The sequence below is a fragment of the Pseudoalteromonas sp. SM9913 genome (assembly GCF_000184065.1).
GTDB lineage: Bacteria > Pseudomonadota > Gammaproteobacteria > Enterobacterales > Alteromonadaceae > Pseudoalteromonas > Pseudoalteromonas tetraodonis.
In genome coordinates this window covers 2,122,269-2,146,679 of record NC_014803.1, presented here as the reverse complement: position 1 = coordinate 2,146,679, position 24,411 = coordinate 2,122,269, and the positions used below count along the sequence as shown (strand labels likewise).

Annotated in this window: 24 protein-coding genes and 3 tRNA genes; 9 read left to right on the top strand and 18 right to left on the bottom strand. The window is 41.2% G+C overall.

Annotated features, from left to right (window positions below; translation table 11 throughout):
• Positions 1-19: 19 nt before the first annotated feature.
• The 9 genes from PSM_RS09810 to leuS all read right to left on the bottom strand — a co-directional run bounded on the left by PSM_RS09810 (position 20) and on the right by leuS (position 9,423).
• A complete protein-coding gene (locus PSM_RS09810) occupies positions 20-781 on the bottom strand; it encodes a septal ring lytic transglycosylase RlpA family protein (protein WP_028834084.1) in 762 nt (253 codons plus the stop codon).
• A complete protein-coding gene (gene rodA / locus PSM_RS09805; protein ID WP_013465351.1) occupies positions 781-1,887 on the bottom strand; it encodes a rod shape-determining protein RodA in 1,107 nt (368 codons plus the stop codon). Before rodA ends, PSM_RS09810 begins: the two co-directional genes overlap by 1 nt.
• On the bottom strand, positions 1,884-3,764 hold the full coding sequence (gene mrdA, locus PSM_RS09800; RefSeq protein ID WP_013465350.1) for a penicillin-binding protein 2: 1,881 nt from the start codon (positions 3,762-3,764) through the stop codon (positions 1,884-1,886). Before mrdA ends, rodA begins: the two co-directional genes overlap by 4 nt.
• A gap of 9 nt (positions 3,765-3,773) precedes the next feature.
• Positions 3,774-4,244, bottom strand: a complete 471-nt coding sequence (gene rlmH, locus PSM_RS09795) for a 23S rRNA (pseudouridine(1915)-N(3))-methyltransferase RlmH (protein WP_002958522.1) — start codon at positions 4,242-4,244, stop codon at positions 3,774-3,776.
• Positions 4,245-4,281: 37 nt separating this feature from the next.
• The gene (gene rsfS, locus PSM_RS09790) at positions 4,282-4,599 is read right to left on the bottom strand and encodes a ribosome silencing factor (RefSeq protein WP_013465348.1); all 318 of its coding nucleotides are present in this window, start codon (positions 4,597-4,599) and stop codon (positions 4,282-4,284) included.
• Positions 4,600-4,661: 62 nt separating this feature from the next.
• Complete coding sequence (gene nadD, locus PSM_RS09785) at positions 4,662-5,291, bottom strand: nicotinate-nucleotide adenylyltransferase (RefSeq protein WP_013465347.1); 630 nt, start codon at positions 5,289-5,291, stop codon at positions 4,662-4,664.
• A gap of 10 nt (positions 5,292-5,301) precedes the next feature.
• Positions 5,302-6,342, bottom strand: coding sequence for a DNA polymerase III subunit delta (gene holA, locus PSM_RS09780; RefSeq protein WP_013465346.1), 1,041 nt, complete (start codon positions 6,340-6,342; stop codon positions 5,302-5,304).
• Complete coding sequence (locus PSM_RS09775; RefSeq protein WP_013465345.1) at positions 6,342-6,833, bottom strand: LPS-assembly lipoprotein LptE; 492 nt, start codon at positions 6,831-6,833, stop codon at positions 6,342-6,344. Before PSM_RS09775 ends, holA begins: the two co-directional genes overlap by 1 nt.
• A 1-nt stretch (position 6,834) precedes the next feature.
• A complete protein-coding gene (leuS, locus tag PSM_RS09770) occupies positions 6,835-9,423 on the bottom strand; it encodes a leucine--tRNA ligase (protein WP_013465344.1) in 2,589 nt (862 codons plus the stop codon).
• A 574-nt stretch (positions 9,424-9,997) separates the two neighbouring features.
• Between leuS and PSM_RS09765 the strand changes: the two genes are divergently transcribed.
• The 4 genes from PSM_RS09765 to PSM_RS09750 all read left to right on the top strand — a co-directional run bounded on the left by PSM_RS09765 (position 9,998) and on the right by PSM_RS09750 (position 14,088).
• Positions 9,998-10,456 carry a zinc ribbon-containing protein gene (locus PSM_RS09765; RefSeq protein WP_013465343.1) on the top strand — a complete coding sequence of 153 codons (459 nt, stop codon included), beginning with the start codon at positions 9,998-10,000 and terminating at the stop codon, positions 10,454-10,456.
• 79 nt (positions 10,457-10,535) lie between these two features.
• Complete coding sequence (locus tag PSM_RS09760) at positions 10,536-12,962, top strand: Lon protease family protein (RefSeq protein WP_236613510.1); 2,427 nt, start codon at positions 10,536-10,538, stop codon at positions 12,960-12,962.
• Complete coding sequence (locus tag PSM_RS09755; protein WP_013465341.1) at positions 12,959-13,435, top strand: FKBP-type peptidyl-prolyl cis-trans isomerase; 477 nt, start codon at positions 12,959-12,961, stop codon at positions 13,433-13,435. Before PSM_RS09760 ends, PSM_RS09755 begins: the two co-directional genes overlap by 4 nt.
• Before the next feature lie 140 nt (positions 13,436-13,575).
• Positions 13,576-14,088 carry a hypothetical protein gene (locus PSM_RS09750; RefSeq protein WP_013465340.1) on the top strand — a complete coding sequence of 171 codons (513 nt, stop codon included), beginning with the start codon at positions 13,576-13,578 and terminating at the stop codon, positions 14,086-14,088.
• 56 nt (positions 14,089-14,144) lie between these two features.
• On the opposite strand, the gene PSM_RS09745 is transcribed toward PSM_RS09750, so the two are convergent.
• Positions 14,145-14,669, bottom strand: coding sequence for a CIA30 family protein (locus PSM_RS09745; protein WP_013465339.1), 525 nt, complete (start codon positions 14,667-14,669; stop codon positions 14,145-14,147).
• A gap of 147 nt (positions 14,670-14,816) precedes the next feature.
• Between PSM_RS09745 and PSM_RS09740 the strand changes: the two genes are divergently transcribed.
• The 4 genes from PSM_RS09740 to PSM_RS09725 are packed head-to-tail and all read left to right on the top strand — an operon-like array spanning position 14,817 to position 16,823.
• Positions 14,817-15,392 carry a hypothetical protein gene (locus PSM_RS09740; protein WP_013465338.1) on the top strand — a complete coding sequence of 192 codons (576 nt, stop codon included), beginning with the start codon at positions 14,817-14,819 and terminating at the stop codon, positions 15,390-15,392.
• Positions 15,393-15,395: 3 nt separating this feature from the next.
• Positions 15,396-15,974, top strand: a complete 579-nt coding sequence (locus tag PSM_RS09735; protein ID WP_008467987.1) for a hypothetical protein — start codon at positions 15,396-15,398, stop codon at positions 15,972-15,974.
• A 17-nt stretch (positions 15,975-15,991) separates the two neighbouring features.
• Positions 15,992-16,444 (top strand): FxLYD domain-containing protein, encoded by a 453-nt coding sequence (locus PSM_RS09730; RefSeq protein ID WP_013465337.1) that lies wholly within the window; start codon positions 15,992-15,994, stop codon positions 16,442-16,444.
• A 34-nt stretch (positions 16,445-16,478) separates the two neighbouring features.
• Entirely contained in the window at positions 16,479-16,823 is a 345-nt protein-coding gene (locus PSM_RS09725; RefSeq protein WP_013465336.1) for a 2OG-Fe(II) oxygenase, read from the top strand.
• A 77-nt stretch (positions 16,824-16,900) separates the two neighbouring features.
• On the opposite strand, the gene lnt is transcribed toward PSM_RS09725, so the two are convergent.
• From lnt to miaB, 5 genes are read right to left on the bottom strand one after another with little or no spacing between them, the layout of a single operon-like run.
• On the bottom strand, positions 16,901-18,451 hold the full coding sequence (lnt, locus tag PSM_RS09720) for an apolipoprotein N-acyltransferase (protein ID WP_029609895.1): 1,551 nt from the start codon (positions 18,449-18,451) through the stop codon (positions 16,901-16,903).
• Positions 18,432-19,316 (bottom strand): CNNM family magnesium/cobalt transport protein CorC, encoded by an 885-nt coding sequence (gene corC / locus PSM_RS09715; RefSeq protein ID WP_013465334.1) that lies wholly within the window; start codon positions 19,314-19,316, stop codon positions 18,432-18,434. Before corC ends, lnt begins: the two co-directional genes overlap by 20 nt.
• Before the next feature lie 22 nt (positions 19,317-19,338).
• Positions 19,339-19,797, bottom strand: coding sequence for an rRNA maturation RNase YbeY (ybeY, locus tag PSM_RS09710; protein ID WP_008115159.1), 459 nt, complete (start codon positions 19,795-19,797; stop codon positions 19,339-19,341).
• A gap of 4 nt (positions 19,798-19,801) precedes the next feature.
• Complete coding sequence (locus tag PSM_RS09705) at positions 19,802-20,860, bottom strand: PhoH family protein (protein ID WP_008115160.1); 1,059 nt, start codon at positions 20,858-20,860, stop codon at positions 19,802-19,804.
• A gap of 54 nt (positions 20,861-20,914) precedes the next feature.
• Complete coding sequence (gene miaB / locus PSM_RS09700; protein ID WP_008467975.1) at positions 20,915-22,360, bottom strand: tRNA (N6-isopentenyl adenosine(37)-C2)-methylthiotransferase MiaB; 1,446 nt, start codon at positions 22,358-22,360, stop codon at positions 20,915-20,917.
• 256 nt (positions 22,361-22,616) lie between these two features.
• Between miaB and PSM_RS09695 the strand changes: the two genes are divergently transcribed.
• On the top strand, positions 22,617-23,798 hold the full coding sequence (locus tag PSM_RS09695; protein WP_029609894.1) for an FAD-dependent monooxygenase: 1,182 nt from the start codon (positions 22,617-22,619) through the stop codon (positions 23,796-23,798).
• Between the two features lie 125 nt (positions 23,799-23,923).
• Here the strand turns inward: PSM_RS09695 and PSM_RS09690 are convergent.
• The 3 genes from PSM_RS09690 to PSM_RS09680 all read right to left on the bottom strand — a co-directional run bounded on the left by PSM_RS09690 (position 23,924) and on the right by PSM_RS09680 (position 24,269).
• Positions 23,924-23,998, bottom strand: a tRNA-Gln gene (locus PSM_RS09690).
• A 40-nt stretch (positions 23,999-24,038) separates the two neighbouring features.
• Positions 24,039-24,123, bottom strand: a tRNA-Leu gene (locus PSM_RS09685).
• A 69-nt stretch (positions 24,124-24,192) separates the two neighbouring features.
• A tRNA-Met gene (locus PSM_RS09680) sits at positions 24,193-24,269 on the bottom strand.
• Between the last annotated feature and the right edge of the window lie 142 nt (positions 24,270-24,411).

Genomic DNA, 24,411 nt, shown 5'->3' with positions numbered 1-24,411 from the left:
TATTCCCATTCTAAAGGGCTTACTGAGTGTAAAGCAAGAACGCGTTTTGAAATTGATTTTGTTTTAATGTTTCTAGTACTTGTTGCGCATGTTGGGCATCTTTTATTGGCCCTAAGTGCAATCTATAAATAGCGTCTTTTTCAACGATATTTGTCGGTAACTTATACTGTTCTCGCAGTGTACTTGCTAACGCTTCTATGTTGGCTAAGGTACTGCCCGCGGCAACTTGAACGTAGGTTTTTCGTGCATGGGTATCGGCTAGAGTAATGGCTTCTAGCTTAACCTCTGCTGTACCGTACTTATGATATCCAAGTTTGTATGCAGCGGCATAAGAAAGGTCAATAATTCTATTATCATGAAAGGGGCCACGGTCATTAACACGAACAATAATTGATTTGCCATTAGCCGTATTTGTTACCCGCACAAAACTAGGTAAAGGCAACGTTTTATGGGCTGCGGTCATCGCGAACATGTCGTAAATTTCGCCGTTAGAGGTGTGATACCCATGAAATTTACGGCCATACCACGAAGCAATGCCCGTTTCTGAATAGCCGGTTTCATCGAGCATCGGGGTATAACGTTTGCCAAGCACTTCGTAGGGGCGCGTAGTACTCGCACTTTTAATAACTTGAGTAACAATGGCATCTTGCATTTCTAATTCGGTCGGTGCACGAAGCGGCGCCGCATCATGGCGCATGCTGTAACGACTATTTGAACTGCTGCATGCACTTAAAAAGAGGCTAACGAGAATAATAATTATAAGTTGTTTGTAAAGGCGCATTATTTTAAGAGCATCCTTTTATCTGTGGCAATCGACATAATAATGCCAAATGCAGCCATCAGGGTCACCATCGAGGTACCGCCATAACTAATTAATGGTAACGGTACACCTACAACAGGCAGCAAACCCGATACCATGCCAATATTTACAAAAATATAAACAAAAAATGTAAGTGTGAGTGAGCCGGCTAATAGTTTACCAAACGCATCTTGTGCGTTAACCGCAATATAAAGCCCACGGCCAATAATAAATAAATATAAACTAAGTAAAACACACACACCAAATAAGCCAAACTCTTCACTCAGTACTGAAAAAATAAAGTCAGTATGTCGCTCAGGTAAAAATTCTAGTTGCGATTGCGTGCCTTGCAGCCAGCCTTTACCTTCGATACCGCCTGAACCAATGGCAATTTTTGATTGAATAATATGATAGCCAGAACCCAGCGGATCGCTCTCAGGATCTAAAAAGGTCAGTACCCTTTGCTTTTGATAATCGTGCATACCGTAGTGCCAAAATGGCCATGCTGCCAAAGCAACAACCGAGCTTAAAAAGCCGATTAAACGCCAGCTTAAGCCTGATAAAAACAACACAAATACACCGGAACTGGCGATTAAAATTGAGGTACCCAAATCAGGTTGCTCTTTAATTAGTAGGGTAGGCAGCATAACAATGGCAAAGCCAATGACTAAATGTAACGGACGCGGCGGCAAATGGTGGCGGCCAATATACCAAGCAACCATCATCGGAACCGCTAGTTTCATTAGCTCTGAGGGTTGAAAGCGAGTAATGCCTAAATCTAACCAGCGTTGAGCTCCCTTAGAACTTACACCAAATAGCAGTACCCCAACCAGCATGAGTAATCCTAGGCAATACATGGGAATAACTAAGCGTTTTAAAGTCGCTGGTGGAATTTGAGCAAGTACAAACATACCTATAATGGCGCCAGCCATTCGCGTAATATGGCGAACCATCATGGCAGAGTCTTGCCCTGAGGCGCTGTATACAATGGTGATACTACCGGCCATCATCAGCAATAACGCAATAAAAAGTGGCAAATCAATATGCAGTCGCAGCCAAATAGAGCGTTTATCATGTAAAGCCGTCATGGTGCTTTGTCCCCTGAAGGTTGGATTGGGTTAGCTGCAAAATAGTAATCCATTAATTGGCGCGCAATGGGCGCACCTACTGAGCTTCCCCCACCGGTATTTTCTACCACAATAGAGACAACAATTTGTGGGTTATTAAACGGGGCAAAACCTATATAAATGGCGTTGTCGCGTTGGCGCTCTTTGAGTGCATCGGCGTCGTAACGCTCGCCCTGAGCAATACTCACCACTTGGGCAGTACCGGTTTTACCTGCAGGGTCATAAGTAGCCCCTTTAAACGCACGATGGGCAGTTCCGGTGGTTTTTTTAACGGTGTTATGCATGGCATCAATCGCGATGCGCCAGTTATCTTCGTTATTGAGTACAACCGGCGGTTTTTCTTCATTATTGAGCTGAGTAATTTGATCTTCTTTTTTAGCAACTTGCACTAAATGCGGAGGGTGATTTATCCCTCTGTTAACTAAAATATTAGTGGCATTCGCTATTTGAATGGGGGTGGCAGTCCAATAACCTTGGCCAATTCCTACAGAAATAGTATCTCCAGGCCACCAAGACTCTTTAAAACGGGCTTCTTTCCACTCTTTTGAGGGTAAAATAGCGGTTGTTTCTTCATGAATATCAATACCGGATAATTCACCAAAGCCAAAGCGAGCCATAAAATTACTTATTTTTGTGATCCCCATTCGATAGGCTGCGTCATAAAAGTAGGTATCGCATGACTCTTCTATTGCTTTATAAACATCCACATGGCCATGGCCCCAACGTCGCCAATCACGCCATCTATGCTCTACGTTGGGAATTTGAAAAAAGCCCGGATCCCACATGCTGGTGGTTTCTTGCACTATATTTTCTTCTAATGCCAAAATAGCCATGTGTGGTTTAACAGTAGATGCTGGTGCGTAGCGACCTTGAGTCGTGCGATTGATCAGTGGACGATCAGGGTTGAGTAAGGCTTTGTAGTCTTTACTGCTAATACCATGCACAAATAAATTGGGATCATAACTTGGGTTTGAATACAGCGCTAAAACGCCGCCATCTTTTGCATCCATTACCACAATAGCGCCGCGCATATCTTTAAGTGCATGTTGGGCTATTTGTTGTAAACCAATGTCGAGAGTAAGTACTAAGTCGTCACCCGCTTGCGGTGGATCCATACTTAAAGTGCGGATAATTCGGCCGCGGTTATTAACTTCAACTCGTTGTGAGCCAACTTGACCATGTAATAACGGCTCGTAGTACTTTTCGATACCCAGCTTACCAATATCATGCGTGGCTCGGTAGTTTGTGGCTTCATCTTGTTGTTCAAGCTTGTTTAACTCTTTTCTATTGAGCTTTGCGACATAGCCTAATGCATGGGTTAAAGTATCGCCAAAGGGGTAATATCTCGCTAGACGTGCCTCAATACTAAAGCCTGGGAACTTATGTTGGTTTACTGAAAACATCGCTACTTCGTTTTCATTTAAACGGGCTTTGAGGACTTGACTTTTAAAACGTCGAGTATGTTTTATATCATCAAGAAAATCAGCTTGTTGCTGCTCGGTTATTTCAATGATTTTGCTGATAGACTTCAAAGAGGCGGTTAAATCATTAACTTCTTCGGGGATCACCTCAAGGTTATAAACGGGCTTATTTTCGGCTAGTAAAACACCATTGCGGTCGTAAATTAAACCGCGATTGGGGGCTATAGGTATAACTTTTATACGGTTATCATTAGAACGAGTTTGATAATCTTGATGATCATCTACCTGAATTTTATACAAGTTAGACAGCAATATTGCTACAAGGACTAATATAAAAATAAAACCCACGAATGCACGCCGAGCAAATAAATTAGCTTCTGCTGAGTGGTCGCGAATGGTGGGTCTTCGTTTTAGCATGGCAAGAAACTACTCGCGATGATAAGGATGGTTGTTATTTAAGCTCCAGCCTCTGTAGAGGCTTTCAGCAACAATAATGCGTACTAAAGGGTGTGGGAGCGTTAAATTTGATAACGACCATTTTTGCTCAGAGGCAGCAATACACTCTGGGGCTAAGCCTTCAGGTCCGCCAATTAATAAACTGACATCGCGACCATCTAGTTGCCACTTTTCCATGTTTTTCGCTAGTTGATGAGTATCCAGTGCTTTACCGGTTACTTCTAGTGTGACAATACGATTGCCTTTAGGTATGGCGGCTAAGGTTTTTTCACCTTCAATGTGCAAAATACGCTTTATATCGGCATTTTTTCCACGTTTACCAGCAGGGATCTCAATGAGTTCCAATGCCATATCTTTGGGAAAGCGGCGTTGATACTCTGCAAAACCTGTCTCTACCCATGCTGGCATTTTTGTACCAACAGCAATCATTTGTATTTTCACGACGTTACTTCCAAGCGTTGTCTAAAATAGGGAGCAATTAGCCCCAAAGCTTTTCTAGATCGTAATAGCTACGTGCTTGATCTTGCATAACGTGAACAATCACATCACCTAAATCAACGAGTGCCCATTCACCATCGCTTTGGCCTTCATACCCTAATGGCTCTTCACCAGCGTGGCGAGCTTCTTTTGCTAAGTTATCAGCAATTGACAATACATGACGTCTTGATGTGCCTGAACATACAATCATGTAATCGGTTACGTCTGAGCTGCCAGTTACGTCAAGTTGAATCACATCACGTGCTTTCATATCGTCAATTTTGTCTAGTGCAAAAGCGAGTAGTTGTTTCGAATCCAAGGTTTTGTCTCAATTTAAAATTTAATAGCGGTTATTTTAACACGCTGAGGGGTTTATACCAATCACTCTTGATAAAGCTGGTGCTGCTTAATATAGTGACTCACGGCGTCGGGTAATAGTTCACTCTTTTTAGTACTTTTTTTAAGGGCTTGACGGATCTCGCTGGATGCGGCATCCAGCTGTTCCCCCTCTAAAAAGTAAAGGTGTCCGGCATTTGTTTTTTGCAGCAAGGCAATATCAGTGGTAACAGCGTTATGTTGATAGCATTTAAGTTCACCCTGTGTATCACAAATTTGGCCAGGGCGTTGATACACCACCAGATGACAAAGGCGAGTTATTGTTTGCCATTGATACCATTTATCGAAATTGTTGAATGAGTCCATGCCAATTAAAAATAAAATAGGGGTATCGGGGTTTTCTGCTCTTAGCTCTTGCAAACTTAATAAAGAATACGACGGGCCGCTGCGTTGCAGTTCTCGTAAATCAAGTTTGAACGGCGCATAAGGTGTAATTGCGGCTTTAAGCATTGCTATACGATGCTCGGTGCTGATCCCCGGTGCCGCTTTGTGTGCGGGTATTGCACAGGGCATAAAATAGAGTGAGTGTAATTTAAAGGTCGCAACGCATTGCTGCGCCATATTAAGGTGTCCCAAATGAACGGGATCAAAAGTACCACCAAAAATTGCAATCATGTATTTCCCTTTACTGACGGTTACTATGGCAGGGAAGTGGAATATCGAGCGGTTGGCAGAACTTAATGCAAATATGCGCCAATGCTTGGTAAGGGGCAATCAATGCGCCTTGCTTGTAACTTGCATCAAACAATGCCAGTTCACTGCTAATATTCTCTAGGGTATGAATGTTTAGCCTGTTAATGGCTGTTTGTACTGGCGCTTGTTGATTTTTCCAAATCGCTTTTTGTTTAAATAAGGTTGCTAATGACTCACCTTGCAATAATCCCTGCTGCACACTCAATAATGTATTAAGGTCTTTATTGATGGCCCATAAGATACTCACAACCTCAGTGTTATCACTGGCAAGTTTGTTAAGTACTTTTATAGCCTGAGCGGTGTGGCCGTTTAAAAGCGCATCATTTAAATCAAAAATATCAAACTTAGCTTGGTTTAGTAGTCCTTGCATCACCAGCTGTTGCGTGATCAGAGCGTCACCGTGTATTAATGCTAGTTTTTCAAGCTCTTGGTAACACGCAAGTAAGTTGCCTTCAGTGGCATTAATTAAACTGAGTTTGGCCTCGTTTTGAATATTTAGTGACAAGCGTTGGCACTGCTCATCAAGCCAACGCTTTAAGTGATTTCCGCTAAGTGGGTAACAGGGTACAAATAACCCATGCTTATCAAGTGCTTTAAACCACGCGCCGCGCTGAACATCTTGACTGGCCTTAGCGCCTTTTACGATTAAGATCGTATCAGGGTTTTCAAGCTCTACTATTTTTTTAAAGGTGTTTGCGCCGGGTGTCCCCGGTTTTTGCTGGTTTAAATCAAGCTCAATAATAGTGCGCGCGCTAAACAACGACATACTTTGGTATTGCGCGATTATTTCTTGCCAATCAAAGCCCTGAGCTAAAGTGAATTTAATTACTTCATCAAATCCTTGTGCCTTTGCCGTGTCGCGAATGAGCTGTACACATTGCGCTTCTTGAAAAGGCTCTTCGCCAAAAACCAAATAAAAAGGTTTTAAGCCTTTTTTTAATTCACTCGATAGCTGATTTGCATAACAACGCATTATAGTTGCGACAACTCTCTAACAATACGACGACTCGCTTGTTGGCGAATTTCGCTAATTAGCAGCTCAAGCTCTTTTGCTTTTGCTAGTGCGTTATCTGGATCGTCTTGGTAGTTACGGTTTAACTCAAAGCGTTTTTCGATGGCTTTTTGTTTCGGGCGTTTTACTACATAACTTACGCTGTATGCCAGTTCGTACTCAGCTACTTGTCCGTTTTGGAACAACGATAAGGTTTGACGCTCTAGTTGTTCTTTAAATAAATAAAGCTGCGCTGATTGTTTACTTGCAGGCACTAAAGTGACATCGCTCATAGCCAGTTCGCTTTGCAAATAGCTAAATAAAGCAGATTTTTGATCATCCCCCACAAGCGTTAGCTGTTTTAAATCATCGGGTAGGCTTGATGCTTTTTTAAGATGAAAGCCACAGCTCGATAACAAAAAACAGACTAGCACTAAGGCTAGTCCGTTTTTAATGGCGTTTAAAGCAGCCATATTAGTTAGCTACCACGTTAAGTAATTTACCTGGTACATAAATGACTTTGCGTATCGTTGCACCATCAGTAAATTTAGTCACGTTAGACTCTGCAAATGCCAAAGCTTCTACTTGCTCTTGCGTAGCATCAGCAGCCACTGTTAGTTTTGCACGCAGCTTACCGTTTACTTGTACGATGATTAGTTTTTCATCTTCAACAAGAGCAGATTCGTCAACTTTTGGCCATGCCGCATCTAAAATATCACCTCCTTTACCTAGGTCTTGCCATAATTGATGCGATAAATGCGGTGTAATAGGTGCCAGCATAATTATTAATGCTTCCAGTGCCTCGTTAGCAATGGCAACATCTTGTGTGTCACTTAATGGCGCTTTTAATAGCTTGTTAGAAAGCTCCATAATTGCGGCAATAGCGGTGTTAAAGGTTTGACGACGTTCTACATCATCGCTCACTTTTGCGATTGCTTTGTGTAGCTCACGACGTAGTACTTTTTGCGGATTAGTAAGCGCCGATTTATCAAGTGCTTGGTAACCTACTGTTTTAACATCTACCGCATATTTCCACACACGCTTTAAGAAACGATGTGCGCCTTCAACGCCTGAATCTGACCATTCAAGTGTTTGCTCTGGTGGTGCAGTAAACATCATAAATAAACGCACTGTATCTGCACCGTATTGGGCAATAACTTCTTGTGGGTCTATACCGTTGTTTTTCGACTTAGACATTTTGCTCATGCCAGATGAGAACACCGGTTCACCATCATCTTTATGCCATGCCTTAGTTACGCGACCTTTGTCGTCGGTTTCGGTGTTTACATCACTTGGCGAAATCCAAATGTCGCCACCTTTTTCATCTTTACGATAAAATGTTTCAGCAAGTACCATACCTTGACAAAGTAAGCGGTCGAATGGTTCATCTGAATTAACTAAACCAAAGTCACGTAATAATTTGTGGAAAAAGCGCGAATATAATAAGTGCAATATAGCGTGCTCAATACCACCGATGTATTGGTTTACTGGTAACCAGTAGTTAGCGGCTGCAGGGTCTAACATGCCTTCGTCATGACGTGGGCTACAGTAGCGAGCGTAATACCACGATGATTCCATAAAGGTGTCAAAAGTATCTGTTTCGTGAGTAGCGGGTACACCGTTTACAGTTGTTTTAGCCCAATTCGGATCGGCTTTAATTGGCGATGTAACACCATTCATTACCACATCTTCTGGTAAACGCACAGGGAGCATATCTTCAGTGGCAGCAAGCTCGTTACCGTTTTCATCGCTCAACATTGGGATTGGAGAGCCCCAGTAACGTTGGCGACTTACGCCCCAATCGCGAAGACGGAAGTTTACTTTACGCTCACCTACACCTAATGCTTCTAGTTTGTCGGCAACAGCGTTAAAGGCGTGTTCAAAATCAAGGCCATCAAATTCACCGGAGTTAACCAGTACGCCTTTTTCGGTGAATGCTTCTTTGCTTAGGTTTACTTCAAGCTCAGAACCTTCAGCAGGGGCAATAACTTGTTTAATATCGAGGCCGTAAGCGGTGGCAAATTCAAAGTCACGTTGGTCGTGCGCTGGTACTGCCATTACCGCGCCTGAGCCGTAATGCATCAATACAAAGTTTGCAACCCAAATAGGCACTTGCTCGCCCGTTAATGGATGCGTGGCGTAAAAGCCCGTTGCAATGCCTTTTTTCTCCATGGTTGCCATATCCGCTTCAGCAACTTTAGTGTTTTTACACTCTTCAACAAACATCGCAATCGCGTCGTTGTTTTTAGCCGCTTCTTGCGCGATTGGGTGGCCACCGGCAACGGCTAGGTATGTCACGCCCATAAATGTATCTGGACGAGTGGTGTATACACTAAATTTTTCGTTATTGTCGGTACGCGTAAACTCGATATCTAATCCTTCAGAGCGACCAATCCAGTTGCGCTGCATAGTTTTAACTTGCTCAGGCCAATCTTCTAGTTTGTCTAAGTCGTCTAATAGCTCTTGAGCATAGTCGGTAATTTTAATAAACCACTGTGGAATTTCTTTTTGTTCTACTACTGCGCCTGAACGCCAACCACGACCATCAATTACTTGTTCGTTAGCTAATACTGTTTGATCCACAGGATCCCAGTTAACCGTTGACATTTTTTTGTACACTAGGCCTTTTTCGTAAAGCTTAGTGAAGAACCATTGTTCCCATTTATAATATTCTGGGTGACACGTCGCAATTTCGCGATCCCAGTCGTAGCCAAACCCTAATTGCTTAAGCTGGTTACGCATGTAATCAATATTTTCGTAAGTCCACTTTGCAGGGGCTGTTTTATTTTTAATAGCCGCGTTTTCTGCAGGTAAACCAAACGCATCCCAACCCATAGGTTGCATTACGTTTTTGCCTTGCAAGCGCTGAAAGCGAGAAACCACGTCACCAATGGTGTAGTTACGCACATGACCCATATGCAGTCGACCACTTGGGTAAGGAAACATTGAGAGGCAGTAGTACTTTTCTTTGCTCTCGTCTTCTGTGACTTTAAATACTTGGTTTTCTTCCCAGTAGCGTTGGACTTTTGACTCTATGTCTTGTGGGTTATATTGCTCTTGCATTTACGTTTCCAAACTTCTTGCATACTAATAAAAAATTGTCGATAGGATACCCCAAATAAAGCGTTATTCACAGCGCCAAAGCGGCGCTTTTTATAAATTTGCCGCTAAATTAGTTTTCAGTGCAGGTTAACCTATACTTATCTATGTTAGGAGTCAGTTTTAACTTAGCGTTTGTTAATCTTTTTAGTTAAGTTTACACGCAAGTATTTGAGGTTTAAGCTAGGGTCTGTTGATCTTTGTGGATTACAATTTGTTCAAACTAGGGGCGATTTAATCGCGACGCGAGGTTTGTAACCTAGTGGGCTAAGTAAAAACCGAGCAACAAAGAGTAAATCACCCCTAGGCAGAACCCTTCGGGCAGCGCCTGTTTGGCATTGATGCTGCGTTATCGCCTATTTATGGGGAATAACCACACCACATAGGCTCTGCCTTGCCTAAATACCAAACAGACTGCTGCAAATTTAACCTTGAAAGGTCAACAGACCCTAAACAAAGCCTGTATGGTGTTGTTTTTATCAACAGCTAATAGCGCCGTATAAATATCAGTCCCCTCACAATTTTGAAGGAGTAAAAAATGGCAGATTACAGAGCATGGCTAAGCGATTTAACCGATTGGTTAAAAGATGTAAAAGAGCATGAAGTTAAAGCAGCAGTAAAGCGATTTATTGAATCCGAGCAGACACTTAAAGATTTAGGTGAAGAAAAATATTATCTTTATCGTAATTACCTAATGCGTGACATTTCTCATCTACAAGAAAATAACAACTACTATAATTCGCTTGCATGGCAGGAGCTTAAAGAGTCATTGTGGTTTGAGCTTTCTCATATTGAAGACAAAACACAGCTTGAATGGCAGTCATTAAGTGAAGATTTTAAGCATAATGGTGTTTATCACGCAGGTGAATGGATAGCCATGGGCACATTAGTATGTAAGAATTGCAACCATAGTTACGATGTTTATCATGCAACGCAAATTATTCAGTGTACACAGTGTGATGGCATCTATTTTAGCCGCCAGGCTTTACAACCTTAAATATGAATATTGAGTGGCTTATATAGCCACTCAATACGTCCAAAACCTAGCGAATATGCTGGTAAAAAAAGAAGTTAGAATGACGAAAAAATTGCTGCCACTACCCGTATCAAATCTTGCACCGAGTATTTCATCGAGCCATGTAAACACTTGCATGAGTAATCCATACCCTGAGCAACTTACCTTTATAGGCCAACAACGTGCGCAAAGTGCATTGGACTTTTCTTTAGGAATGGACCTACCGGGTTACAATGTTTACGTGATGGGAGAGGCGGCACACGGGCGTTTTACTTTAGTAAAAGACAAATTAAAACAACACGCTAAAGAGCGCACAACACCGCATGAATGGTTATATGTTAATAACTACGACGATCACCGTGAGCCTATTGCGTTATTTATGCATGCAGGGCAAAGCAAACAACTAGCCGATGATATTGACTCATTTATTGATGAAGTACTCGACACTTTTCCTGCTGCATTTGATAACCCAGCCTATCAGCGCAAGAAAAAATCGATAGATCGTGAATTTAACGATGCTTACGACGGCGCAATTACCGCAGTAGAAATAGCAGCACTTGAACAAAGTGTGGCACTAATTGAAGAAAAAGGTGTAGTCGGCTTTGCACCGCTGATTGATGGTAAACAACTTACCGATAATGAGTTTTCTGATCTTGAAGATGACTTACGCGAGATGTTTTTTGAGCGTATAGAAAAATTAGAAGATGCCCTCATTGAGGCGCTTATTGAGTTACCGCGCTGGAAACGAGAGTCGAAAGAAAAGCTCCGCAACCTTAAAAAGTCTACTGCTGAGCAAGCCACTAAACCGTTATTAAAAGATTTAGAACATAAATATGCCAGCCATATTGGTGTACTGCGTTATTTAAAAGATATACGTGTAGAAATTATTGATGCCGTCCTTGAATGGCTTGATGATGAAGGTGAAAGCGAAGAAAACAAAGAAGACTTTGATCGTAAAGGCATGCTTACCGACTTTTTTGCGCCTAATATTTTGGTCGAATATAAAGAAGGCGATGCGGCACCGGTTGTTTACGAGCCGAACCCCACTTTTGGTAATATTTTTGGCAAAATTGAATATGCCACATCGCAAGGGTCGTTAATTACCAGCTATCGATCAATTCAACCAGGTGCATTGCACCGCGCGAATGGCGGCTATTTAATTATGGATGCTGAAAAAGTAATGGCTCAACCCCAAGTGTGGGATGGGCTAAAGCTGTCGCTAAAAACGCATCAAATAAAAAATGACTTACCTTATCAAGACAGTGTAGTTGGCAGTAGCTTTACGCTTCGCCCGCAGTTAATACCGCTTGATGTGAAAATTATTTTACTCGGCTCACGTGAACTTTATTACACCATCGGTGAATACGACGAAGAATTTGCCGAGTTATTTAGAGTACTTGCCGATTTTGATTATTACTTACCAAGCAGCGATAAGCTGCAGTATCAGTTTATTACTAAAGTCAGTGATTACTGCGAGCAAACATTAAAGTGCACGTTAAACGAATCAGCAATGGTGCGATTGCTTAAGTTTAGTTATCGCCAAGCTGAGCACCATAATAAACTCTCAGCCCGTTTTGCTGATGTACTAGAGCTTGTGGCTGAGGCTAGTTTTTACGCTAAGCAAGATAAGCTGACGGTGATTGATGCTCGCCATATTGACGAAGCGATTGAAGGCAAACAATACCGTACAGGGCAAATTAGTGAAAATATGCTCAGCGATATAAAAGAAGGCCACACCTTAATTGCGACCGACGGGCAAGCCGTAGGTAAAGTAAACGGTTTAACGGTACTGCACATTGGTGATACTTCGTTTGGTACACCTGCACGCATTACCGCCACTGTTTATGCGGGTGCTGATGGCGTTATTGATGTGGAACGCGAAGCTGAGCTGGGTAAAGCAATTCACTCAAAAGGGGTAATGTTGCTTACCGGTTATTTAGGTAACAAATATGCGCAACACTTTAGCTTAACACTCAGTGCGAATATAGCCATTGAACAAAGCTATGGCTACATAGATGGTGATAGCGCCTCATTAGCTGAACTTTGTGCGCTAATATCGGCGATCACCAGTTTACCAATAAGCCAATCTATTGCACTAACCGGCTCTATTAATCAGCATGGTGATGTGCAAGCAATCGGTGGCGTAAATGAAAAAATAGAAGGCTTCTTTAAGCTATGTAAAATGCGTGGTTTAACGGGCGAGCAAGGCGTTATTATTCCAAAATCAAACCAAGTTAACTTAGTACTTGATGATGAAATACTGAATGCGGTTGAACTGGGTAAATTTAATATTTTCGCCGTTGAAACAGTTGACCAAGCGCTAAACTTACTAATGGATATTGACGCGGGTGACATGCTTGATGAGCAGTACCCAGTAGATTCAGTGAATGGCATTGCATTAGCACGATTAAAAGATATTGCTGATATTGTTAACGGCGATAACAGCGACGATAAAGACGACTCAGAAGATGAAAAAGGGGAGTTATGATCAATATTATTTTACTGATTGCTATCGCTATTTTTTGCGTTTTGATTTTTAAAAACAGTAAAAAAGCCAAGCAGCAAGCAATCGCTAATGCGCAAATTGAAAGTGATTACTTAATTGCCAATGCAAAGGTAGAAGGCGTTCAAGAAACCGCGTCTGGCTTGCAATATAAAATAATCCATAAAGGGGATAGCGAAAATACACCTAGCTCAACGAGTATGGTGAAAGTGCATTATCACGGCACTTTAATCGACGGCACTGTATTTGACAGCTCAGTGGAGCGTAAAACGCCGATTAGCTTTGGCTTGCACCAAGTTATAAAAGGCTGGACTGAGGGTCTGCAACTGATGAGCCCGGGCGATAAATTTCAGTTTTATATACCGCATCAGCTCGCCTATGGTGAAAAGCGAGTAGGCAGCATCCCGCCTGCATCATTGCTTATTTTTGAGGTGGAATTACTGGCTATAGAGTCGTAATTTTAAAGTAAAAAACACTTTAAGCCCTACTTTAATCAAGTCGGGCTTTTTTATTTGCTCTTATTAGCCAATCCTACTCAAGAATTTAAATCGTCAGTCGATACCTAAAATAGTGACAAATTCATTTTAGGGATAAAATAATGAAGATTTCAACCGCCTCAATCCAATATCAAGCATCTAATTACAACAACCAGCCTTTAATAGAATCAGAACAGCAACGCATTGATGATAAATCAGAGGAAGAACCTGACTATGTTTTATCAGAGTTTTTAGATGCTAAGGTTCAAAAATACAGCGAAGATAACGCAACATTTGCTGAGCAATATCAAAATTTAGAAAAGGCATATAAATATTTCACCCAGCAAGTGGTTGCATTGCAAGAACAAGTAAATAAGCTTAAGCAGAGTACGGTACAACGCAGTTTAACCATTGATAATAGCCAATATGGGCCAGCTGAAGACGATAGTCGCTTAACTATGGATGCTGAGCATATGGGAGCTAAAAAGTATAAAACCGAGCAACAACAAGAAGAGATAAATAGATTGGAGCTGCAACTTAGTGAGGTAAAGTCTCAGCAGGCAGCAATAAAACAACAAATTATTGAGCTAGTAATCAACGAAATGAAAAGGCGAGGCGACGACTTTACTATTTAACCAAAGTCTAACTGTATTAGTTCAGGTTATTTAACCTTGTAATGTACGCAGAAAAGTTAGTTTTTAAACTCAATTTTTTCAACCTCAAGCCTAAATTTCCCCGCCTGTTTACCTGCAATCATAAAGCCAAGCTGCTTTATCTCTTTAAAGCTAATTGTAGGCTGTTGTTCAAGTAAGCGGCCGCGATAAGTAAGCTGAAAATCCTCAGGTAAAAACTCAATATTAAGCCACTCACTCTTCGTGGTACTGAACGAACGTGTATAAGCCGCCCCATCCATGTACTCATTAGTTCTTAAACGTAATTGGTAGGTTTGACCATCGCCCTTAACACGCAGCACTATTTTGGTAATGTTTTGGTTTTTTACATCCAATAGCGTTCGAATAGAAGCAAACCCGCCATTGTTTGCAAGCGATACATTGCCTGTAAACACTAAATTGTCGTTTTCATACAAAACCTGACTATTAGAAATGCCACCCATCACCGAATCATTCACTACATACCAGCGAGCATTGGCGTTTGCCTCGGTTGTGGCAAACAGTAAGTTAAAAACGAAAAGTGATGAGAGTTGTTTGGTGGTCATGAGTAATTCCTTAAAACCATTATTAACAATAATACGTTTTGATGTAATAATTGTTCACTTAATTATTTTAATACTGGGATAAGGTAATCCTTAATTAAAATATCAGCTAAATTAAAGATGTCATAAAATATAAGGATATTAATTTATATGACTAAAAAGCGTGTGATTCTCATTATCCTAGCATTTATTGTTATGATGATCGCGCCTGTCGGCCTATATGAGTGGTACTCTTCAATCGACCCTTCGTTTATTCCTAACCGTTTTTATGACTTTTTAAGTCATTGGATTTTAAGCTTTATTACTATTTCTTTAGTGTTTGCCTTTCTATTTCATTTAATAAAAACGCCAAATGCGAGAGAAGAGTTTAATACTTACTTTGATCAAGAGGGGATTATACTTAAGTATTTAAGCATCATTATGATACCCATTTTGCTGTATGCGTATCTTTGGGCTGTCATTTGTGCGCCGATTCAACTATGGGCGCATTATCATTTAGGCGATTATTGGTCTGAAGAATATACCTTAGTTGAGTCTGAAGCTTGTTATAGCGATTATGAGCCGAATTGCGTTCGTTTACTCTTTGAAGATACATCTACAAACAAACAGCACACCATCAGGTGGTATTTAGATAAGCATAAGCTTTTAAAACTTAAAAATACAAAAGTGAACTTAGTTGGTGAAAAAAGTTACTTTGGCTATGTTGTTACTGAAATACAGTGGTGATTTATGCAGTTTTATAAAAAAGAGGTACGACGGGGTTTTTTATTTCTTCTATTCGTGTTTGTTTTTACTATGCTAATTGGACTCTCTTTGGATTGGGATGAATTTTATGATCCTGCATTTATACCGAATGCGCGCTTCGCTTTTATAGAATTTAAGTTACTACCAATTTTAACAGTGTTAATTATCTATATACTGTTGAAAAAATACAGAAACAATAACGACGTTAAAAGCCAATTTTTTACAGGAAGTAAACTCGTTAAAGGGTTTCTTTTTCTAATGTACCCATGTTTAATTTATATGTCGTTATGGTCTTTAAGCATAGTACCTATCAAATATATGGCAGTGCATAGGTTGGGAGAAATTTGGTCAAAAGAATATTTATTAACAAGCATAGGAGTATGTCGTAGTGATTACGGCAATCAATGTATTAAGCTAAATTTATTAGACTTATCAACCAAGAAAAACTATTCCATACGTTGGTACTTAGATACTAAAGAGCTACAAACACTTAAAAACAAGAAAATAAATTTAGTCGGTGAAAAAAGTTACTTTGGCTATCTTGTTAACGAAATACAATGGTAAAAACTAAAGGGAATTAAATGGACAGTAATAATTTTAATCAGAGCATAAAAGGCTTTTTTTGGGGAGTTGGGTTTGTAATAGCAATGCTTGGTGGCATTAGTGTGTTCGCCCTGACGATCGCCGCTGATGTTGACAATGGATTCAAAACAATGGTTTCTAATAAAGCATTAGAAACCAGTGATGAATTTAATAATGACTATAAACTTACTCTTTCTGAAATATACAAAGAAAATGGTCAAGTAAGAATAGCGGCTGAAATAAAAAATATTACTGATGAGAGCATTTATACGGGAACCGTTATTGCTTCTACATTTGACGAAAGTGGCAAGTTTATCGGTAACTGTGTAGGCAAAAGCACAGACAACTTTCTAGAGCCTAACCAAATTAGCTATGTTGACATTAAATGCAATTTATTTAGATCACAAGCAAGTAAAGTTCACTCGACAAAGCTTAAAATTAAGTGGTTTTAGAGCATGTATTCGAGTTTTTTTAGAGTAATTATAGATGCCAAATAAGTTATTTAGTTGGGAGCGTGGGCGACAAAAGTCAGGCTACGACAAAATGCTACTCTGCTGTATTTTCGCTCCGTTTAAGTTTGATGCCTACTTAATTAAATTCCCACAAGGGAGTGAAATAAAACCGCATACCGATAAAGTGAGAACTGGTAAGCACTTTAGACTTAACATTGTGCTAAAACATGCGGAAGAAGGCGGTGAGTTTATTTGTGACAACCCAATTATAAATTACCACCGAGTTAAGCTGTTCAGGCCTGATATAGAGCAACACCAAGTATCAAAAATAGAAAAGGGCAGTCGTTATATTTTAAGCATAGGCTGGATTAAAAAATAGATTTGCTAAGATTGGTTAGATACCAGAGCAACCTTTCTCTTACTGATAGCTGACCACTAATAGTTATCAGCTATAATTTACTTCTTAAACCTAACCCCAAATCCAATCATACCCAACAACACCATTACTCCCCACACAACCATATTGCCGTATTGGCTATACACGCTATCCCCTTGTATGAGCTTTATATTGGCTTTGAGAGTAGTAGCTTCAAACTGTGGCATAGTTTGGCGTGTTTGGCTTATGGGGTCATATACACCGCTTATGCCGTTGTTGGTAACACGTACCAATGGGCGCTGTAGTTCAAGGGCGCGCATGCGGGCAATTTGCATATGCTGGTGGGGGCCGATTGAATCACCAAACCAGGCATCGTTGCTTACGGTAAATAGTAAATCAGAGTCGCTTTTGTAGTTACCCCGCACTAAATCGGCAAAGACTATTTCATAGCAAATAGCGGGCAGTAGATTAAAGCCATTCGCGCGTAAGTTATTTTGCACTTTATCACCGCGAGAGAACGACGACATAGGCAAATCAAATAACGGAGCTATGGGGCGTAGTATGTCTTCAAAAGGAACAAATTCTCCAATAGGCAATAACTGATGCTTTTGATAGCGGTTACTATCTAAGTAACGGTAGTGGCCGTGTTCATCATTTTGCTCTTTGTTACCGACCACAATCAGCGTATTAAAAATGGTTCTTGTATCGCGTTGGTAATCGACAATACCCGTTACTAGCGCGGTTTTATTAAATGAGGCGGCACTGTCTAAGCCTGCTAAATATGAATTAGCGAGGGCTTCTATTTCAGGGACTGCGGCTTCAGGCCACACAATTAAATCAGCATCCCAGTGACGGCGCGTCATATCCTGATACTTACTCATGGTGGTCCAAAACTCACTGGGGTCAAAGCGCAAGTGTTGTTTTATATTACCTTGTACAAGCAGCACAGAAAGGTCTTTATTGGAGTAATGGGGTGCCTTTGTAAAATGTGCACCTGCAAAAGCTAAAACAACCACAGCAGCGGTAATAGCAGGCACTTTATATTGTTTTTGGGTTAAGCTGTACAATGCAAAACCAATGGCAATACATAATAGCGTGAGTCCAAATTCACCAATAAAAGGAGCAAGGGCATTCAGTGGACTGTCGGTTTGTGTATAACCAAAGCTTAACCAAGGAAAACCGGTTAACAGCTTGGCTCGCAAATACTCACTAATCGCAAAACAAGGGAGTAGTAGCGCTGCAAAACTTATAGAGCCGTTTGAAAAACGAGTGGTTGCCCACAGCGCCAACGCAGGAAATAATGCAAGGTAGCTGCACAGTAATACCATTAACGAAATGGAAGCGATAAGTGGCATACCACCAAAGGTGGCAATAGATACATGCACCCAGCTAATGCCTGCACCAAACCAGCCTAGACCAAATATAAAGCCATATTTAGCCGCCGTTTTAGCGTGGTTTTTTCCGGTGAGGTTTGCAGGGATACAATAAAATAATGCGGCCAAGCTAAAAAATACAATTGGCCAAATACCAAAAGGCGCGTAGCTAAAAGTCAAAACAAGGCCCGCAACCAGTGCGAGCCATGCTTTTTTATCTTTTGCTAGTAGGGTGAGGCTAGTTAGCAGTTTCTTCACTGTCGTTATCATCAGCCTTAGGAATGGTGACTTGCAGTTGTAATATACGACGGTTATCAGAATTAGTTACTTTAAACTGAAATCCGTCTATATCAATGGTTTCGCCACGACTCGGCATATGGCCAAAGGCATGTAATACGGTACCACCAATAGTATCGGCGTCTTGCGAACTATAGCCTGATTTAAAATGCTCGTTAAAGTCATCTACAGGCGTTAGTGCCTGCACAACGTAAACATGTTTAGCTAGTTGACGAATATCTTGTTGTTCTTCTTCTTCATCGTGCTCATCTTCGATTTCGCCAACAATGATCTCAAGAATATCTTCAATGGTGACCAAACCAGATACGCCGCCGTATTCATCAATCACAATCGCCATATGGTAGCGTTGCTGACGAAACTCGTTAAGCAGGGTATCAACCCGTTTACTTTCAGGCACCACCATAGCTGGACGTAAATAGTCACGTAGCGATGGTAAATGCTCATCTTTGTTTAAAATGAGAGGTAATAAGTCTTTTGCGAGTAAAATCCCTTCTACATGGTCTTTATCTTCACACACAACCGGAAAACGAGAGTGGGTAGAGTCAACCATCATAGGTATATGCTCTTCAAGCGGGCTATCAATTTCCAAAGTGACCATTTGTGAGCGCGGTATCATAATATCTCGCACTTTAAGCTCAGACACACCAAGCACACCTTCAATCATTTCTTTGGTTTCAGGATCGATTACATCCCGCTCTTGGGCATCGGCAATCACCTCAACCAGCTCTTCTCTATTCTGGGGTTCCCCTTGCAACATGTGGGTTATACGGCCCAGCCAAGTCCTGCCAGAAGAACCCTGGCTAGATTGCGAGTTATCGTCGCTCATTACGTCTAATTGCTCCGTTTATTTAAATATCGTCCCGGTATGGGTCTGCTATGTTTAGTTCAGCAAGTAATTGCTTTTCTATACTTTCCATCTCTAACGCATCTTCACTCTTTATATGGTCAAATCCAAGTAAATGCAAGCATCCATGAATAACCATATGGGCAAAGTGGTCATGAAATGACTTTTCTTGCTCTTGCGCCTCAGCCAAAACGATGGCTGGACAAATAATTAAGTCACCCACAAGTGGGATATCAATACCCGGTGGCGCTTCAAATTCAAACGATAATACGTTGGTAGGCTTATTTTTACCACGGTAGTCATTATTGAGCTGTTGCGACTGTGCTTCATCGCTAATGACAATGGTCAGCTCAGATTCATCGCGGTATTGGCTAAGTACTTTATCGGCCCACATTGCAAACTGCTCAAGGCTGGGTAAGTTGTCAAACTCACACGCTATTTGTAAATCAAGTTCTGTTTTCACGGTATTACTCTTTAGTCGCAGGTTGCTCATGGGCGGCGAGCGCTTCTTTAGCTTGTTGTTTCTCTAATCGCTTAAGGCGCTCACGTTCATCGTTGCGCTCATAGGCTTCAACAATACGTGCTACCACTGGGTGGCGTACTACATCATGCGATTTGAAAAAGTTAAAGCTAATTTCATCAACGCCATCTAACACTTCAATAGCATGACGAAGGCCAGAGCGCGCTCCCCGAGGTAAATCAACTTGGGTTATGTCACCGGTGATCACCGCTTTAGAATTAAAGCCAATACGGGTTAAGAACATTTTCATTTGCTCTGTGGTGGTATTTTGGCTTTCATCTAAAATAATAAACGCATCATTAAGTGTGCGTCCGCGCATATAAGCCAGTGGCGCAATTTCGATGATGTTTTTTTCAATCAGCTTTTCAACACGCTCAAAGCCAAGCATTTCAAATAAGGCATCGTAAAGTGGGCGTAAGTAAGGGTCTATTTTTTGGCTTAAATCACCGGGTAAAAAGCCAAGTTTTTCACCCGCTTCAACCGCAGGGCGAGTGAGCAATATACGACGTATTTCTTGGCGCTCTAGTGCATCAACTGCCGCCGCAACGGCAAGATAGGTTTTACCTGTACCCGCAGGGCCAATACCAAAGGTAATGTCGTGGTGCAAAATATTAGCAACATACAAGCCTTGGTTATCGTTACGCGGTTTAATAACGCCACGACGGGTTTTAATCATCATTTCTTTGCCGTAGGCGCTACTTGAGGTGTCTTGCTCAAGCGCTTTAGACTCAGTGATGGCTAAATGGACGTTGTCAGGTTCAATTTCGCCAATTTCCCCACGTACAGGCTGAGTATCAATATAAAGGTTTTTTAAGATCTCTACCGCGCCAGCGCTACTGTGTAGTTTACCGGTTACTTTAAAAAAGTTATCACGATGAATAATTTCAACACCTAGACGGCGTTCAATTTGTTTGATGTTTTCGTCAAACGGGCCACATAATGAAGAAAGGCGTTTGTTGTCGGCAGGTTCTAAATAAATCTCTAATGTTTTTAACTGATTACTCAAAATTACTTCCTATTACAGTGCGCCAGAGTTAACTGGCGCAATGAATTTTTGCAACTAAGGTACGAAAGTAGCAACGCCAATTTCGTTAGCTGTCTCGGTTTTTTGCTCACTCGCTGCTTTGGTTAAAATAGCAGAAGGGGCAATTTCGCGGCGTAAGTTCATTTCTGATTCTGTACGAATTAAATCGCCACGTAAAGAGTTTGGTAGTGCCTCGGTAATACGTACATCAACAAACTGACCGATCACTGTGTGTGGGCCAACAAAGTTAACTACACGGTTGTTTTCAGTTCGGCCACGTAATTCCATTGGGTTCTTCTTAGAAGGACCTTCAACTAAAATACGTTGTTCGGTATCAAACATTTGGCGGCTAATTTGCTGTGCCATTTGTGTAATACGGTTTTGTAATAAGTACAGGCGCTCTTTTTTCTCTTGCTCGGTTACGTCATCTGGCAAATCGGCCGCTGGCGTACCTGGGCGTGCACTGTAAATAAAGCTAAAGCTCATATCAAAACCAATATCGTTGATAAGGTTCATGGTCGCTTCAAAATCGGCCTTGCTTTCACCTGGGAAACCTATGATGAAATCTGACGACATACTTAAGTTAGGGCGAATTTTACGTAGCTTACGAATAGTTGATTTGTACTCAAGTGCAGTATGGCCGCGTTTCATTAAGTTTAAAACACGATCTGAGCCACTTTGTACTGGAAGGTGTAAGTGATCAACCAGCTCTGGTACATCGGCATACGCATCAATAATGTCAGGCGTAAACTCAACGGGGTGTGAAGTGGTGTAACGAATACGGTCAATCCCGTCAATTGCGGCTACTAAACGGATAAGGTCTGAGAAATAGCAAATTTCACCATCGTGTGTATCACCACGGTACGCATTTACGTTTTGACCTAGTAAGTTAACTTCACGTACGCCTTGCTCGGCTAACTGTGCAACCTCTAATAACACGTCATCAACAGGGCGACTTACTTCTTCACCACGCGTGTAAGGTACAACACAGAAAGTACAGTATTTAGAACACCCTTCCATAATTGATACAAACGCAGAAGGACCTTCTGCTTTTGGCTCAGGAAGACGGTCAAATTTTTCAATCTCTGGGAATGAAATATCAACCACTGATGACCCTTTGTTACCTTGCACTTGTTTGATCATTTCAGGTAAACGGTGCAAAGTTTGTGGACCAAAAATAACATCGACAAACGGCGCGCGTTGACGAATTGAATCGCCTTCTTGCGATGCTACACAGCCGCCAACACCAATAATCAGGTCTGGTTTGTCATCTTTTAATAACTTCCAACGACCTAATTGGTGGAATACTTTTTCTTGCGCTTTTTCACGAATTGAACAGGTGTTAAGTAATATAACATCAGCATCAGCAGCTTCTTCAGTTAGCTGATAGCCGTTGGTCGCATCTAGAAGATCAGCCATTTTCTGAGAGTCGTATTCGTTCATCTGACAACCCCAGGTTTTAATATGCAGCTTTTTGCTCATTGAAATATAGCCTCGTGTTCAATTCGATAGTGGCACAAACATGTGCTAGAAACAGGTATAAGTGGCGCAATTATTAAATTTTGCTCGACTTAAAGGACGCGTATTTTAGCTGGATACACGCTCAAAACCAAGTATAGATTTCATGTTTGTGATCTGAAATCGATATAGTATGGGTTTAATAAGAGAATTAAGCGAAGCGCTCACACAGAGCAAACTAATTACGATACAATCAAAGCAGAGTTAAGTCAGAAGTAAAATGATGAAAAACATGGCTAAAAATAATGTAATTGTAGTAGGCGGCGGCATGGTTGGTGCCGCTATGGCTATTAAATTAGCGCAACAAGGCAAAGCCGTACGTGTTATTGAAAAACACCCAATAGATGCATTACTAGTGCTTAGCAGTGATGAAGTTGATATACGAGTATCAGCTATTAACCGCTTTTCGGAAAAACTGCTTGATCAGCTTGGTGCTATGCCATTGCTGCGCGAAAATAGACTCGCTCCCTATGAGCAATTAGAAGCCTTTGAGCGTGGTAACGATCATTTATTATTTGATTGCCATGCCATCAATACCACGCATTTAGGTCATTTAATCGAGAATAAGTTAATTCAAGCAAGCTTATGGCAGCAATTTGGGCAGCATAATATTGAAATGATTAATCCTTCATCGGCTTTAACTGCAATAGAGCAAAACCCTGATAGCATTACTTTGCACTATAACGAACAAAGCTATACTGCTGATTTAGTCATTGCAGCCGATGGTGGGCAATCACAATTACGTAGCAAAGCCAATATTGGTATAACTGGGTGGCAATATCAGCAGCATTGTATGGGCGTGCTAATAAAGCTCGATGCACCACAACAAGTTAAAACATGGCAGCAGTTTACACCTACAGGGCCTGTTGCGTTTTTACCTATGCAAGCACCTTATGCAAATTTAATTTGGTATGACGATGCAAATACCCTCAAAGCATTTAAAGCCCTACAACCTAGCGCATTAAAAGCTCATATTATTGAAAAGTTTCCAAAGCTCGCTGGTGATTTTGAAGTACAAAGCCATGCTATATTTCCTCTAGCAAGGCAGCATGCTAATAATTATTCACAAGGGCGACTCGTTTTAGTGGGTGATGCGGCGCACACCATTAATCCTCTGGCAGGACAGGGCGTTAATTTAGGCTTTCAAGATGTGGCTGCCTTAGCTGAAGTGTTGCGTACGGCTGATGATGTAGGTTGCCCGCTAATGCTTAAAGAGTACGAACGTAGTCGTCGTAACGCTAATTTATTAATGATGAGTATGATGGATGCTTGCTACTTTGGTTTCTCAAACCAAATAGCCCCATTAAAATGGGCGCGCAGCACATTTTTAAAGTTAGCTAATAATACAGGGCCGGTAAAAAACTGGGTATTAAAATACGCAATAAGTGGTGAGCTTAGTTAGTTGATGAAAAGGCTCAAACTTGGGTCTTTTTTTATATCGTAAAAAATGTGGTATTGGATTATAAAAGTAAAAATATTAGTGGCTTTGAAGCTAGTGTGGGGGTGCAATCAAAAAAGCGTGCAAATTGGCTGGGATACCAGGATTTGAACCTGGGAATGCCAGGATCAAAACCTGGTGCCTTACCGCTTGGCGATATCCCAACTAAGAAATTGCTGATAATTTTAATTCTTATCAAGAATATGGTGCGGAAGGAGAGACTTGAACTCTCACATCCTAAGATACTGGAACCTAAATCCAGCGCGTCTACCAATTCCGCCACTCCCGCATTATCACTTTGAATTAATCAAAGAAATGGTAGTTATTTTAAACTCTTCATTGAGCAACAAAAAATAAATGGTGGCTAAGACGGGATTTGAACCTGTGACCCCATCATTATGAGTGATGTGCTCTAACCAGCTGAGCTACTTAGCCATCTTTTTTGTTAGCACTTCATCGCTGAGTGCGGGGCGTATTATGCTGATATGCCCCAAATTCGTCAACACCTTTTTTGCAAAAAAACACTTAAGTTGGTTTGTTTGCAGGAAAAATAGGCTAACCGGCTACTTTTTAATTA

Bases quoted from the DNA above. Each gene is read 5' to 3' on its own strand.
- PSM_RS09810 (WP_028834084.1), bottom strand. From the start codon at position 781: ATGCGCCTTTACAAACAACTTATAATTATTATTCTCGTTAGCCTCTTT.
- rodA (WP_013465351.1), bottom strand. From the start codon at position 1,887: ATGACGGCTTTACATGATAAACGCTCTATTTGGCTGCGACTGCATATT.
- mrdA (WP_013465350.1), bottom strand. From the start codon at position 3,764: ATGCTAAAACGAAGACCCACCATTCGCGACCACTCAGCAGAAGCTAAT.
- nadD (WP_013465347.1), bottom strand. From the start codon at position 5,291: ATGATTGCAATTTTTGGTGGTACTTTTGATCCCGTTCATTTGGGACAC.
- holA (WP_013465346.1), bottom strand. From the start codon at position 6,342: ATGCGTTGTTATGCAAATCAGCTATCGAGTGAATTAAAAAAAGGCTTA.
- PSM_RS09775 (WP_013465345.1), bottom strand. From the start codon at position 6,833: ATGGCTGCTTTAAACGCCATTAAAAACGGACTAGCCTTAGTGCTAGTC.
- leuS (WP_013465344.1), bottom strand. From the start codon at position 9,423: ATGCAAGAGCAATATAACCCACAAGACATAGAGTCAAAAGTCCAACGC.
- PSM_RS09765 (WP_013465343.1), top strand. From the start codon at position 9,998: ATGGCAGATTACAGAGCATGGCTAAGCGATTTAACCGATTGGTTAAAA.
- PSM_RS09760 (WP_236613510.1), top strand. From the start codon at position 10,536: ATGACGAAAAAATTGCTGCCACTACCCGTATCAAATCTTGCACCGAGT.
- PSM_RS09755 (WP_013465341.1), top strand. From the start codon at position 12,959: ATGATCAATATTATTTTACTGATTGCTATCGCTATTTTTTGCGTTTTG.
- PSM_RS09750 (WP_013465340.1), top strand. From the start codon at position 13,576: ATGAAGATTTCAACCGCCTCAATCCAATATCAAGCATCTAATTACAAC.
- PSM_RS09745 (WP_013465339.1), bottom strand. From the start codon at position 14,669: ATGACCACCAAACAACTCTCATCACTTTTCGTTTTTAACTTACTGTTT.
- PSM_RS09740 (WP_013465338.1), top strand. From the start codon at position 14,817: ATGACTAAAAAGCGTGTGATTCTCATTATCCTAGCATTTATTGTTATG.
- PSM_RS09735 (WP_008467987.1), top strand. From the start codon at position 15,396: ATGCAGTTTTATAAAAAAGAGGTACGACGGGGTTTTTTATTTCTTCTA.
- PSM_RS09730 (WP_013465337.1), top strand. From the start codon at position 15,992: ATGGACAGTAATAATTTTAATCAGAGCATAAAAGGCTTTTTTTGGGGA.
- PSM_RS09725 (WP_013465336.1), top strand. From the start codon at position 16,479: ATGCCAAATAAGTTATTTAGTTGGGAGCGTGGGCGACAAAAGTCAGGC.
- corC (WP_013465334.1), bottom strand. From the start codon at position 19,316: ATGAGCGACGATAACTCGCAATCTAGCCAGGGTTCTTCTGGCAGGACT.
- miaB (WP_008467975.1), bottom strand. From the start codon at position 22,360: ATGAGCAAAAAGCTGCATATTAAAACCTGGGGTTGTCAGATGAACGAA.
- PSM_RS09695 (WP_029609894.1), top strand. From the start codon at position 22,617: ATGATGAAAAACATGGCTAAAAATAATGTAATTGTAGTAGGCGGCGGC.